We start from the raw sequence: 12,791 nt of genomic DNA on the forward strand, positions 1-12,791 counted from the left end.
AGGTCCTGCGCGCCGGTTCCTCACCCCCGCTCGGCCAGAATGGCAGGCCGGGCAATCGACGGGCAACCAGACAATCTGATGTAGCAGGCGGACATGATCGGACAGCGGTACCGGGATTTCGTCGACGAGCTGGCGCGATACACCGCCCAGACCGACGACGATCGATGCGCGGGAATCGCCGAGCGGCTCGATGCACCGGTCCGGGTGGTCGTCTGCGGGCGCCGCGGAGTGGGTCGCCGGACTGTCGCGCGGGCCCTCACCCGCGCCGGTATCGCCGTGACAGCGTCGCAGGGCGATGCGGACCTGCAGGTCTACGTCATCGCCGAGGTGGTCAAACCTGAGGACCGCGACGCCGTCGCGGCCGCGCGCCGGCCGGTGCTGGCGGTGCTCAACAAGACCGACATCGCCGCCGGACCAACCGCTGCGCTGGGAGTACCCGTCGAGCCCATGGTGGCAGTGCTGGCCGTCGCCGTACTCGACGGCTTGCTGGACGACACGATGTGGGCCGCGCTGCGGCTGCTGGCCGGGGAGCCGGCCGACGTGAGTTCGCCGGACAGTTTCCTGGCCGCCGCCCACCCGCTGCCCGTGCAGCTTCGGCGGCGGCTGGTGGACACGCTCGACCTCTTCGGCGTCATCCGGGCGACCGCCGCCATCGACTCCGGAGTCGCGTCAGTCCAGAACAGGCTGCGCCGGCTGAGCCGCATCGACGCCGTCGTCGACGCCGTCGCGGCCGCCGGCGCCGAGGTGCGGTATCAGCGGTTGCTCGACGCCATCGCCGACTTGGAGGCGATGGCCGTCACCGACTCGTCGGTTGCCGCGTTTTTGGCCCGCGATCAGACGGTGATCGCCCGGATGGCTGCCGCGATCGACGTCGTCGAGGCCGCCGGCCTGCACGTCGACCGGTGCGACAGCCCCGCAGCGCACCTGCGGCGCGCGGTGCGCTGGCAACGGTACGGCCGGGGTCCGGTGGCGAGCACCCACCGCGCCTGCGGCGCCGACATCGCCAAGGGCTCGTTGCGGCTGTGGTCACAGGCTGGGCGCGCATGACCCGCGACCCGGTTGTCGAGGTGGATGCATTGGTTGGCGCCATCAGTCCGCGGCTGACTGCTCCCGTTGTTGAGCGCCGCGACGCCGTGCTGGTCACCGGTCCGTGGCTCGCCGGCGTCAGCGGCGTGCTCGCCGCGCTGCGCCAACGGTTGCCCCGGCACACATTTGTCGAGCCCACGGACCTGACCGCGGGGGAGGCGCCGACGGCCGTGGTGTTCGTCGTGTCCGCGGCCGCCGCGTTGACCGGATCCGACTGTGCACTGCTTGATGCCGCCGCGGCTGACACCGACGTGGTGATCGCTGTGGTGTCCAAGATCGACCGGCACCGCAACTGGCGCGAGACGCTGGCCGACAACCGTGACGCGTTGGCGGAGCACGCGCCGCGCTATTGCCGGGTGCCTTGGGTAGGAGCGGCCGCAGCGCCGGAATGCGGTGCTGCACGCGTCGACGAGCTGGTTGCCGCGGTCGACGAGCAACTTGCCGCCCCGGCTATTGCGCGACGAAACCGGTTGCGGGCCTGGGAATCCCGGTTGCAAACGGTCGCCTGCCGGTATGAGCGGGAGGCCGAGGGCGCGGGTCGGCGCGCGCGTGTCGACAACCTGCGCGAGCAGCGCAACACGCTGCTGCGGGAACGGCGGCTGACCAAATCCGAGCGCAGCATCGCGCTGCGCAGCCAGACCCAACAGGCCCGGGTCCAGCTGGCCTATTTCGCTCGCAACCGCTGCGCATCGGTGCGTTCGGAGCTGCAGGAGGATGCGGCCGCGCTGACCCGGCGCAAACTGCCCGAGTTCGACGCCTATGCCCGCGACCGCATCGAAGAGGTGGTTACCGAGGTGGACGAGGGCATCACGACGCATCTGACCGATGTCGCCCACGTGCTGAAGCTGGCAGTGGAACCACCGCCCAGCGCGCTGCCCGAGATCGACATTCCGGCGCCGCCGTTGAAGTCGCGGCGGCTGGAAACCCGGCTGATGCTGCTGTTGGGCGCCGGCTTCGGGTTGGGGGTGGCGCTGACGCTGAGCCGGCTGCTGGTCGACTTGGCTCCGGGTCTGACCGCCGCCGGCGCGGCCGGCTGTGTGGTGGTCGGACTGGCGGTAACTGTTCTGGTGGTGGGCACTCGTGGCCTGCTGGCTGATCGCGCGGTGCTCGACCGCTGGGTCGGCGAGGCGACGGGTTCGCTGCGGTCCGGGGTCGAGCAGTTGGTCGCTACCCGGGTACTGGCCGCCGAATCCGCGCTGAGCGCCGCGCTCAGTGAATACGACGAGGCGGAAAGCACCCGGCTGGCCGATCAGATCGGCGGCATCGACGCCGAACTGCGCGAGCATGCCGTCGTCGCGGCGAGGGCGGCCGCCCTGCGGGACCGGGAAATGCCGACGCTGCGAGCGGCGCTGGAAGCGATCCGCGACGAACTGGGTGAACCGCATCAGAGGCCAGTGGAGACGGTATCGGTGCCCACGGCTGTGGCAGATGAGGCGATCTGAATCGTTCCCGTGAGCTAGCTGATACACGCCCGCGCCTTTTTGGGTATACGGCCCGCGATAACCTGTATTAAGGACTACCGCAAACCAGCTGCGCAACATCAACGCAGAAGAGTGCAGGAGATTTCGATGACCTCAGCGACCATTCCCGGTCTGGATACCGCGCCGACAAACCACCAGGGCCTGCTGTCCTGGGTGGCGGAGGTCGCCGAGCTCACCGAGCCTGAGCGGGTGGTGTTCGCCGACGGCTCCGACGAGGAGTGGCTGCGGCTGGCCGAGCAACTGGTCGAGGCCGGCACGTTGAAGAAGCTGAACGAGAAGAAGCACCCCAATTCGTACTTGGCGCTCTCAGATCCGTCCGACGTGGCGCGGGTCGAATCCCGGACCTTCATCTGCTCGGAGCGCAAGGAAGGCGCCGGCCCGACCAACAACTGGATGGATCCCGCGGAGATGCGCTCGACCATGACCCCGCTCTACCGCGGCTGCATGCGCGGTCGCACCATGTGGGTGGTGCCATTCTGCATGGGTCCGCTCGGCGCCGACGACCCCAAGCTCGGCGTGGAGATCACGGACTCCGAGTACGTCGTGATCTCAATGAAGGTGATGACCCGGATGGGTAAGGCCGCGCTCGAGAAGCTGGGCGACGACGGCTTCTTCGTCAAGGCGCTGCATTCCGTCGGCGCACCGCTGGAGCCCGGCCAAAAGGACGTGCCGTGGCCCTGCAACGACACCAAATACATCACCCATTTCCCGGAGACTCGGGAGATCTGGAGCTATGGCTCGGGTTATGGCGGCAACGCGCTGCTGGGCAAGAAGTGCTACTCGCTGCGGATCGCCTCGGCGATGGCCCACGACGAGGGCTGGCTGGCTGAGCACATGCTGATCCTCAAGCTGATCTCGCCGGAGAACAAGGCGTACTACTTCGCCGCCGCGTTCCCGTCGGCGTGCGGCAAGACCAACCTGGCGATGCTGCAGCCGACCATTCCGGGCTGGCGTGCGGAGACGCTCGGCGACGACATCGCCTGGATGCGGTTCGGCAAGGACGGCCGGCTCTATGCGGTTAATCCCGAGTTCGGCTTCTTCGGGGTCGCGCCCGGCACCAACTGGAAGTCCAACCCCAACGCCATGCGCACCATCGAGGGCGGCAACACCGTCTTCACCAACGTCGCGCTCACCGACGACAACGACGTGTGGTGGGAAGGCCTGGAGGGCGAGCCGGATCACCTGATCGACTGGAAGGGCAACGACTGGGTTATCCGCGAGACGGAAACCAAAGCCGCCCACCCGAATTCGCGGTACTGCACGCCGATGTCGCAGTGTCCCATCCTGGCACCGGAGTGGGACGACCCGCAGGGCGTGCCGATCTCGGGCATCCTGTTCGGCGCCCGCCGCAAGACCACGGTGCCGCTGGTGACCGAGGCCCGCGACTGGCAGCACGGTGTGTTCATGGGCGCCACCATGGGCAGCGAGCAGACCGCCGCCGCCGAGGGCAAGGTCGGCACCGTGCGACGCGACCCGATGGCGATGCTGCCGTTCCTGGGCTACCACGTCGGCGACTACTTCCAGCACTGGCTGGACCTCGGCAAGAACTCTGATGACTCCAAGCTGCCGAAGGTGTTCTTCGTCAACTGGTTCCGCCGCGGCGACGACGGCAAGTTCCTCTGGCCGGGCTTCGGCGAGAACAGCCGGGTGCTGAAGTGGATCGTCGACCGCATCGAGCACCAGGCCGGGGGTCAGGACACCCCGATCGGCGTCGTTCCCACGGCCGAGGACCTCGACCTGGACGGGTTGGATGTCGACGCCGCCGATGTCGACCGGGCGTTGGCGGTCAGTGCCGACGAATGGCGCGAAGAGCTGCCGATGATCGAAGAGTGGTTCGAGTTCGTCGGCGAGAAGTTGCCGACCGGCGTCAAAGACGAGTTCGAGGCGCTCAAGCAGCGGCTGGGCTAACGCTTCCCGCCCTTTTTCCCGCGAGTGTGCGTTGTCCCTTTTTCCCGCGAGCGTGCGTGTCCCCGGTCGACACGCCGGGGAAATCACCGGGCCTATGCACCCTCGCGGCGTGGACACGACCACTTGACACCCGTCAAGTTTGACGGCGGTACAGTCTGCGCATGCAGATCCGCGAGCACGTCGGCGTCCATAAACCCGCTGTCATCCTGCATCCGTCCGGCACGGTCATCACCTTCGACGAGCTGGAGGCCCGCGCCAATCGATTGGCGCACTACTTCCGGCGGGCGGGTCTGGCCGAAGGGGGCGTCGTCGCGATCCTCATGGAGAACAACGAGCACCTCCACGCGATTATGTGGGCGGCTCGGCGCAGCGGCCTGTACTACGTACCGATCAACACTCACCTGACCGCGCCGGAGGCTGCGTACATCGTCGACAACAGCGCCGCCAAGGCGATCATCGGCTCGGCCGCGCTGCGCAAGACGTGTGAGAACCTGGCCGAGCACTTACCCGACGGCCTGCCCGACCTGCTGCTGATCGCTGACGATGATCTCGAGGGTTGGCAGCGCTACCCGGAATGCGTTGCTGATCAACCGGATACACCGATCGCCGACGAAATCGAAGGTGATCTGTTGCAGTATTCGTCGGGCACCACGGGTCGGCCCAAAGGCATCAAACGCGTACTGCCGCATGTCCCGCCGTCGGAGGCGCCCGGCATGATGTCGATGCTGGTGGAGGTCTGGATGACGCCCGAATCCGTCTACCTGAGTCCAGCGCCGCTGTATCACACCGCCCCGTCAGTGTGGTCGATGAGCGCGCAAGCGGCGGGCATCACCACAGTAGTGTTGGAGAAATTCGATCCTGAAGGCTGCCTCGATGCCATCCAGCGCCACCGGGTCACCCACGCTCAGTTCGTTCCCGCACACTTTACTCGTATGATGAAACTGCCTGCGGCTGTGCGAAATTCGTACGACATGTCATCACTGCAGCGCGTGATGCACGCGGCAGCGCCCTGTCCAGTGGAGATCAAGCAGCAGATGATCGACTGGTGGGGGCCGATCATCGACGAGTACTACGCCTCCTCCGAGGCGCACGGTTCGACGCTGATCAGCGCCGACGAATGGCTGGCTCACCCCGGGTCGGTTGGCAAGCCGATGATGTGTGTGGTGCACATCCTCGACGAGAATGGCAACGAGTTGCCGCCGAATCAGGCCGGAGAAATCTACTTCGAGGGCGGCAACGCCTTCGAGTACCTCAACGACCCGGACAAGACGGCCAAGTCGCGCGACCAGCACGGTTGGGCGACCGTCGGTGACGTCGGCTACCTCGACGACGAAGGCTACCTGTATCTGACCGACCGCCGCCACCACATGATCATCTCCGGGGGAGTGAACATCTACCCGCAAGAAGCCGAGAACCTGCTCGTCACCCATCCCAAAGTCCTTGACGCGGCGGTCTTCGGCATCCCCGACGTCGAGATGGGTCAAAGCGTCAAGGCGGTGGTGCAGACGGTCAACCCAGTCGATTCCACCGAACAGTTCGCCGACGAGTTGCTGACCTGGCTGCGAGATCGCCTGTCGCACTACAAATGCCCACGGTCGGTATCGTTCGAGGAACAGCTGCCGCGCACCGAAACCGGCAAAATGTTCAAAGGCGAACTGGTCAAGAAGTATTCGGTGTGACGCTCGTCGAGTTGCCTTCCGGCATCGTCGTCGGCAGCAACAGCGAAAGTGCCAGTGACGAGGCGACTTTCACGCTGACAGAGCAGCCCTGCGACGACCGACGAGTGATCACTGTGCCGTCCGTCGAGGTTGCAGTCACCGAACTCGCGGCGCGGCTGGAACGCTGGCCGCTCGCCGCCGCGGTATGCGACGACGTACTACGAACCATCGACCCGGCCGGCCCGACGTTGGCCGGCGTGGTCACCGAGTCGCTGGCCTATTCCACGTTGCAGTCCGGCCCGGAGTTCACCCGCTGGCTCGCCGAACGGGGGCCCGCCCGGATGCCCGACATTGCCGACCCGGTCCAGGCCGATCGCGACGACGATACGCTGCGCATCGCCTTCAACCGGCCGTCGCGCCACAACGCGTTTTCCACCGACGCCCGCGCCGCGCTCTTAGAGGCGCTGGCCGTAGCGCAACTCGACCCGTCAATTGACGAGGTGGTACTTAGCGGAAATGGGCCGTCGTTTTGCAGTGGCGGCGACCTCGCAGAATTCGGCACGTTCGCTGATCCGGCCAGCGCACACCTGGCCCGCACCCGGCACAGTCCCGCCCTGGTGCTCGATGCGCTAACCAGCCGGCTCGGTCCGCGCTGCCGGGCCGAGGTGCACGGTCAGGTACTGGGCAGTGGTTTGGAGATGGCGGCGTTCTGCGGTCGAGTTGAAGCGCAACCGAATTCGGTGTTCGGGCTGCCCGAGCTGGCCCTCGGCCTGATCCCCGGCGCTGGCGGCACCGTCAGCATCACGCGCCGGATCGGGCGTTGGCGCACAGCGTATTTGGTGCTGTCCGGCCAGACAATCGACACTGCGACAGCGCTGACATGGGGGCTAGTAGATACCGTCGGCTAACCCGAACTAGATCCCGCCGCGGGCAACCAGCTGCCCGGCAATGACATTGCGCTGAATCTCGTTGGTGCCTTCGCCGACAATCATCAGCGGCGCGTCGCGAAAGTACCGCTCGACGTCGTATTCGGTGGAGTAGCCATAGCCGCCGTGAATACGGACGGCATTCAAGGCGATTTCCATCGCCACCTCCGAGGCGAACAGCTTGGCCATTCCGGCCTCCATGTCACAGCGCTCGCCGCTGTCGTAGCGCTCGGCGGCATAGCGCGTGAGCTGACGCGCGGCGGTGAGCTTGGTGGCCATGTCGGCCAGATAGTTGCCGACGGCCTGATGCTTCCAGATCGGCTTGCCGAAGCTTTCCCGTTGTCGGGCATAGGCCAGCGCATCCTCCAAAGCTGCTGTTGCGACTCCCAGCGCCCGCGAAGCCACCTGAATGCGGCCGGTTTCAAGGCCTTTCATCATCTGCGCAAAACCCTGCCCCGGCGCATCGCCGAGTACGGCTGACGCCGGCACGCGATAGCCGTCAAACGACAGCTCGCAGCTTTCGACGCCCTTGTAGCCAAGTTTGGGTAGATCTCGCGAGATCGTCAGGCCCGGCCCCGGTTCGACGAGCACCACCGAGATACCGGCGTGGCGCGGTGTGGCTTGTGGATCGGTCTTACACAACAACGCAATAAGCCCGGACCGCCTGGCATTGCTGATCCAGGTCTTGGACCCATTGATCACCAGATCGGAGCCGTCGGGCAGCGCGGTCGTCGACATGTTCTGCAGATCGCTGCCGCCGCCCGGCTCGGTCAGCGCCATCGTGGCCCGCAGCTCGCCGGTGGCCATCGCCGGCAGATAGCGACGCGTCTGTTCCTCGGTGCCGAATTGAGCGAGCAGCTTGGCGACGACGGTGTGTCCACCCATCGCGCCGGCCAGGCTCATCCAGCCGCGCGCCAGCTCCTGGGTGACCAGCACATAGCACGGCATCGACACCGGCGACCCGCCGTACTCCTCGGGGATGGCCAGACCGTAGATTCCGATGCGCTTCATCTGCTCGATCCACGCTTCGGGATACTCGTTGGCATGCTCGACCTCGCGCACCGTCGGCTTGACCTCTTTGTCGACGAATTCCCGCACCGTGTCGACCAGCATCGCCTCTTCGTCCGTCATACGGCCATGCTGACACGGGTGGTAACCCAATGACCGGCGGCCCGTACTTTGACGACCTGCACGTCGGCCAGGTCTTTCCCGCCGCTCCCGCGATGACACTGACCCCCGGAGCGGCCGCCGTCCATCAGAGCATCCTGGGTGATCGGCTGCGGTTGCCGCTGGATGCCGAGTTGTCGCTGGCCGTCACCGGGTCGACGACACCGCTGGCCCACCCCGGTCTGGTCTGTGACGTCGCCATCGGGCAGTCGACATTGGTGACCCAGCACGTCAAGGCCAACCTGTTCTACCGCGGGCTGGTGTTCTACCGCTTCCCCGCCATCGGCGACAGCTTGTTCACCCGCACCGAGGTCGTGGGGCTGAAGAAAAACTCGGCCAAACCCGGACGGGCGCCCACCGGGCTGGTGGCCTTGCGGATGACCACCATCGACCAGGCCGACCGCTTGGTCCTCGACTTTTATCGCTGCGCCATGCTGCCGCTGAGTCCAAAGGCCGAATCGAACGCCGCGGAGCACACCGACGACCTGTCCACAATTGGCGCCGATCTGGCGCCGCCGCCGCTAGCCACCCACGAATGGAATGGCGATGTGTTCCGCCAGCGCATCCCGGGCCCACATTTCGAATCCACCATGCCCGGAATGCTGCTGCACAGCAGCGGCGACGTCGTCAGTAGCGCACCCGAACTGGCCCGGCTGACCCTGAATATCGCCGCGGTCCATCATGATTCGCGTGTCGGCGGGCGCCGGCTGGTATACGGCGGGCACACTATCGGGCTGGCTTTGGCGCAGGCCACCCGGTTGCTGCCGAACCTGGCCACCGTGTTGAGCTGGCAGTCCTGTGACCACACCGGTCCGGTGCACGAGGGCGACACACTGTACAGCGAGCTGCATGTGGAGTCCGCGGACGCGGTGAACAACGGTGGTGTCCTGGGACTGCGGTCGGTGGTCTACGCCGCGGGCGATGTGGAAGCCGACCGGCAGGTGCTGGATTGGCGGTTTACCGCGCTGCAGTTCTGACCCGTGGGACACCTTTGCGTCGGCTCGTGGCGGAAAAGGACAATAGGGAAGTGGATTCGGCCTCGACGGACTGGGCCGGCAGCGGGCTGGCCCAGCTGACCGGCCAGCCCGACGGTCCGGCCGACTTCTCCCGCTCGGCGGTGCTGACCGAAGCCCGTCGGGTAGCCGCGGACATCGCTGAACTCACTGCTGTCGAAGTCGACGCCGCCACCGTATTGGCCGGCCGCGCGGCGCTGCTCGGGCTGACCCGGCAGGGTCGCATCTCGGCGGGCGGTGCGACTCGGCTGCTGCGCACCGCCGACGGCTGGTGTGCGATCGCGCTGCCTCGCGCCGACGACATCGAGGCGTTGCCCGCGCTGCTGGAAACTCACGCGGTCCCCGCCGACCCGTGGTCGGCGTTAACAGATTGGGCCGCAGTACATTCCGCGCATGATATTGTCGCTCGCGCCCAGCTGCTGGATATCGCCGCAGCGGCGCTGAGCGAGTCCGCGCCGGCCGCACCGGCGGTGCAGCCGATCGGTAGCGGCGCCGAGGCGCGCGCGCCGGACGGATTGCTGGTCGCCGACCTGTCGTCGCTGTGGGCGGGACCGTTGTGCGCCCAGTTGCTCGCCCGCGCCGGCGCCGTCGTGGTCAAGGTGGAAACGGTGGCCCGCCCCGATGGCACCCGCCGCGGCGAACCCGCGTTCTTCGACTGGATGAACTTCGGAAAACTATGCTATGCGATAGATTTCGAGAATGACCCGCAGGCGCTGCGCGATCTGCTGATAGCCGCCGACGTCGTGATCGAAGGTTCACGCCCGGCTGCGCTAAGACGGCGCCGGCTCAGCGTCGACGACATGCCCGCCCGGCCCGGCCGGGTTTGGCTGCGCATCGGCGGTTACCTCGGACAACCGGACCGGCCGGCGTTCGGCGACGACGCCGCGGTAGCCGGCGGGCTCGTCGGCTTGGGCGCCGACGAGCCGGTGTTCTGCGGCGACGCCATCGCCGACCCGCTCAGCGGCCTGGAGGCGACGCGGGCGGTGGCGCAGTCACTACGCCGGGGCGGCGGCGAACTGATCGACGTGTCGATGGCCGGCGTGGCTGCGCGGTATGCCGCACTGTCGCAGGCTCCCTCGAACTCCGAGGCGTCCGTCGCTCCGCCGCGGCCGCCGCCACCGGTGCCGTCGGCATCGCCGCTGGGCGCAGACAACGCCGCGGTGAAGCGCATCGTCAGTGAAAGGCGCGGTACGCCATGCTAATTCGGGGGGCCACCCGGCTAGACGGCGCCGTGCTCGACATTCGGGTCGGCGCGGCGATCGACGAGGTGGATGAACAACTCACACCGCTGCCCGGCGAAGACGTGTTCGATGCACGTGGCGGAACCGTGCTACCCGGCCTACACGACCATCACGTCCACCTGCACTCCGCGGCGGCGGCCGAGACGTCGGTGCACGTTGGGCCCCCGCGGGTGCGAGACCGCCAAGCCCTCGCCGACGCGCTGGCCACCGCCGAAGTCGGTGACGACGGTTGGGTCCGTGCCGTGGGCTACCACGACTCGGTTGCCGGACCGCTGGACCGGACGACGCTGGATGCTCTGGTGCCGAGCGTGCCGCTGCGGATACAGCACCGCAGCGGCCTACTGTGGATCCTCAACTCGGCAGGTCTGGCCCGCATCGGGCTGTCCGAGCACACCGACGGTCGGGTGCGCAGCGCCGACCCAGTCTGGTCGAACGCGCTGAGTCGGCGGCAGACCAATCTCGCTGACCTCAGCCGTCGGCTGAGCCGTTACGGCGTCACCGGAATCACCGACGCCACACCGGATCTCGAAATCGCAGACGTCGTGCAATTGAAAGAGTTGCAGCGCCGCGGCATCCTGCGTCAACGCGTGCATTGCCTGTCGCCGGGCAAGCGCATCCTGCACGACGACAACCTCGACCTCGACGAGCTCACCCACTGGATTGCCGAACGGCACCACACCGGCGCCCCGGTCGCCGTTCACTGCGTGACGGCCGCCCAATTGATCGTGACGATCGCGGCCCTGCGTCAGGCCGGCACGCATCCACGTGACCGCATCGAACATGCCGCGGTGGTGCCGTCCGATGCCCTCGACGATCTCGCTGAGCTCGGCACGACGGTGGTGACCCAACCCAACTTCGTCGCCGAGCGCGGCGACCAGTACCTGGTCGAGGTGCCCGCCGACGAGCACCATCAACTGTGGCGGGTTGCGTCGCTGCTGCTAGCCGGTGTTCCCGCCGCGCTGTCGACCGATATGCCTTTCGGCGAGGGCGACCCGTGGGCGGCCATGCGTGCCGCGGTACACCGCACCACCCCGAGTGGCGCTGTGCTCAACGCCGGCGAATGCATCCCGGAGCGACGGGCGGTGATGATGTTTTTGGGTTGGCCCGAACATCCCAGCCGTGTTCGCACCGTCGAACCGGGACAGCCGGGCGACTTGTGCCTGTTGACTGCCCCACCCGAAGCCGCGCTGGCCGAACTGGACGCTGATCTCGTAGCCGCCACCATCATCGGCGGCAAGATCGTCTACGCGCGTTCCTGAGCCGCGAGCGTGCGCGAAAACGGTTCTCGGCCCGGCGTGTCGGCCGGGGACACGCACGCTCGCGCCAAAGAAGACCCGCGTCAAAAAGAGGCGCGCAGGACGTCGCACTGACGGGCAAAAAAGGCTTGGGACACTTGAGCTTTCGGAGCTATCAGGTCAAAGCCGTGGAACGCCCCGACAATTTCCTCGACGGGGCATGGCACCCCGGCGGCGCGGAGACGCTCCGCGTAGGCCAGATCCTCGTCGTAGAACAAGTCGTGCGTGCCGACGCCGATCCAGGCCGGAGCCAATCCGCTCAGGTCGTCGCGGCGTGCCGGAACGGCGACCTGCGGGTCGGCGCCGCCGAGATAGGCGGTCCAGCCGAACCGATTGCTGTCGGGACTCCACAGCCGATAGTTGCAGTTCTTCGGGATGTTGACACTGCGGTCATCGAGCATCGGATAGGCCAGCACCTGCATGCTGGGCGTGACTTCGCCGCGGTCCCGCGCCAACAGTGCCAGCGCCGCCGCCAACCCGCCGCCGGCGCTGGCGCCGCCGATGGCCACCCGCGCCGGATCTACCGACGGCAGCCGGGCCAGCCAGGTCAACGCCGAATAGCAGTCCTCCAGCGGCGCAGGGTAGGGATGCTCGGGTGCCAACCGGTAGTCCACCGCAGCGACCGTGATCCCCAGCTCATCGCTGAACCGGCGGCACAGCCGGTCGTCTTGCCGTGCGCTGCCGACCACGTAGCCGCCGCCGTGGATCCACAGCAGCGCGGGCGCCTGCTGGGTGAGCCCGACCGGTCGGTGCAGCCGCACACCCGCACCCGACTCGAGGGTGAGCGCTTCGACGCCGTCGACGTGGCCTCGCCAGATCAGTCCCGACAACGCCCTGATCAGGTGCAACGTCCGCGGTGTGACCAGTGTTCGCGGCGCAACGCGGGCGATTCTGCGGAGGTCAGGGTGGAAATCGGTGCTGGGCATCGAACCAGTATGACGACGACACCAAGACGACGACTCGGCGGCGATCGCCGTTTGGACCGACCCCCCGCGAGGTACGCTCCCGGGATGGTG

The 12,791-nt window shown here is 67.2% G+C and carries 10 protein-coding genes; 8 read left to right on the forward strand and 2 right to left on the reverse strand.

From position 1 onward, the window contains the following. Positions 1 to 93: 93 nt before the first annotated feature. The 5 genes from AC5Y42_RS19190 (at position 94) to AC5Y42_RS19210 (ending at position 7,041) form a co-directional block, all read left to right on the forward strand. The gene (locus AC5Y42_RS19190) at positions 94 to 1,047 is read left to right on the forward strand and encodes a hypothetical protein (RefSeq protein ID WP_499900150.1); all 954 of its coding nucleotides are present in this window, start codon (positions 94 to 96) and stop codon (positions 1,045 to 1,047) included. After that, positions 1,044 to 2,528 (forward strand): hypothetical protein, encoded by a 1,485-nt coding sequence (locus tag AC5Y42_RS19195; protein WP_499900151.1) that lies wholly within the window; start codon positions 1,044 to 1,046, stop codon positions 2,526 to 2,528. Before AC5Y42_RS19190 ends, AC5Y42_RS19195 begins: the two co-directional genes overlap by 4 nt. Before the next feature lie 126 nt (positions 2,529 to 2,654). After that, complete coding sequence (locus AC5Y42_RS19200) at positions 2,655 to 4,475, forward strand: phosphoenolpyruvate carboxykinase (GTP) (RefSeq protein WP_499900152.1); 1,821 nt, start codon at positions 2,655 to 2,657, stop codon at positions 4,473 to 4,475. A 161-nt stretch (positions 4,476 to 4,636) separates the two neighbouring features. Next, the gene (fadD4, locus tag AC5Y42_RS19205) at positions 4,637 to 6,154 is read left to right on the forward strand and encodes a fatty-acid--CoA ligase FadD4 (protein WP_499900153.1); all 1,518 of its coding nucleotides are present in this window, start codon (positions 4,637 to 4,639) and stop codon (positions 6,152 to 6,154) included. Next, positions 6,151 to 7,041 carry an enoyl-CoA hydratase/isomerase family protein gene (locus AC5Y42_RS19210; RefSeq protein ID WP_499900154.1) on the forward strand — a complete coding sequence of 297 codons (891 nt, stop codon included), beginning with the start codon at positions 6,151 to 6,153 and terminating at the stop codon, positions 7,039 to 7,041. Before fadD4 ends, AC5Y42_RS19210 begins: the two co-directional genes overlap by 4 nt. Before the next feature lie 6 nt (positions 7,042 to 7,047). Here the strand turns inward: AC5Y42_RS19210 and AC5Y42_RS19215 are convergent, their stop codons facing one another. Next, positions 7,048 to 8,190, reverse strand: a complete 1,143-nt coding sequence (locus tag AC5Y42_RS19215) for an acyl-CoA dehydrogenase family protein (protein ID WP_499900155.1) — start codon at positions 8,188 to 8,190, stop codon at positions 7,048 to 7,050. A 29-nt stretch (positions 8,191 to 8,219) separates the two neighbouring features. Here AC5Y42_RS19215 and AC5Y42_RS19220 point away from each other — a divergent pair, with 29 nt between their 5' ends. Genes AC5Y42_RS19220 through AC5Y42_RS19230 form a run of 3 tightly spaced genes read left to right on the forward strand, consistent with a single transcriptional unit; the run spans position 8,220 to position 11,739 of the window. After that, positions 8,220 to 9,203, forward strand: coding sequence for a MaoC family dehydratase (locus AC5Y42_RS19220; protein WP_499900156.1), 984 nt, complete (start codon positions 8,220 to 8,222; stop codon positions 9,201 to 9,203). A 50-nt stretch (positions 9,204 to 9,253) separates the two neighbouring features. Next, positions 9,254 to 10,441 (forward strand): CoA transferase, encoded by a 1,188-nt coding sequence (locus AC5Y42_RS19225; protein WP_499900157.1) that lies wholly within the window; start codon positions 9,254 to 9,256, stop codon positions 10,439 to 10,441. Next, positions 10,435 to 11,739 carry an amidohydrolase family protein gene (locus AC5Y42_RS19230; protein ID WP_499900158.1) on the forward strand — a complete coding sequence of 435 codons (1,305 nt, stop codon included), beginning with the start codon at positions 10,435 to 10,437 and terminating at the stop codon, positions 11,737 to 11,739. The genes AC5Y42_RS19225 and AC5Y42_RS19230 overlap by 7 nt, the downstream gene beginning before the upstream one ends. Positions 11,740 to 11,819: 80 nt before the next feature. On the opposite strand, the gene AC5Y42_RS19235 is transcribed toward AC5Y42_RS19230, so the two are convergent. After that, entirely contained in the window at positions 11,820 to 12,701 is an 882-nt protein-coding gene (locus tag AC5Y42_RS19235) for an alpha/beta hydrolase (RefSeq protein WP_499900159.1), read from the reverse strand. Between the last annotated feature and the right edge of the window lie 90 nt (positions 12,702 to 12,791).

Source organism: Mycobacterium sp. NGS48, assembly GCF_059812585.1.

Excerpts from the sequence above, each read along its gene's own strand:
- AC5Y42_RS19200 (WP_499900152.1), top strand. The coding sequence starts at position 2,655 with ATGACCTCAGCGACCATTCCCGGTCTGGATACCGCGCCGACAAACCAC.
- AC5Y42_RS19195 (WP_499900151.1), top strand. The coding sequence starts at position 1,044 with ATGACCCGCGACCCGGTTGTCGAGGTGGATGCATTGGTTGGCGCCATC.
- AC5Y42_RS19230 (WP_499900158.1), top strand. The coding sequence starts at position 10,435 with ATGCTAATTCGGGGGGCCACCCGGCTAGACGGCGCCGTGCTCGACATT.
- AC5Y42_RS19220 (WP_499900156.1), top strand. The coding sequence starts at position 8,220 with ATGACCGGCGGCCCGTACTTTGACGACCTGCACGTCGGCCAGGTCTTT.
- AC5Y42_RS19235 (WP_499900159.1), bottom strand. The coding sequence starts at position 12,701 with ATGCCCAGCACCGATTTCCACCCTGACCTCCGCAGAATCGCCCGCGTT.
- AC5Y42_RS19215 (WP_499900155.1), bottom strand. The coding sequence starts at position 8,190 with ATGACGGACGAAGAGGCGATGCTGGTCGACACGGTGCGGGAATTCGTC.
- fadD4 (WP_499900153.1), top strand. The coding sequence starts at position 4,637 with ATGCAGATCCGCGAGCACGTCGGCGTCCATAAACCCGCTGTCATCCTG.
- AC5Y42_RS19190 (WP_499900150.1), top strand. The coding sequence starts at position 94 with ATGATCGGACAGCGGTACCGGGATTTCGTCGACGAGCTGGCGCGATAC.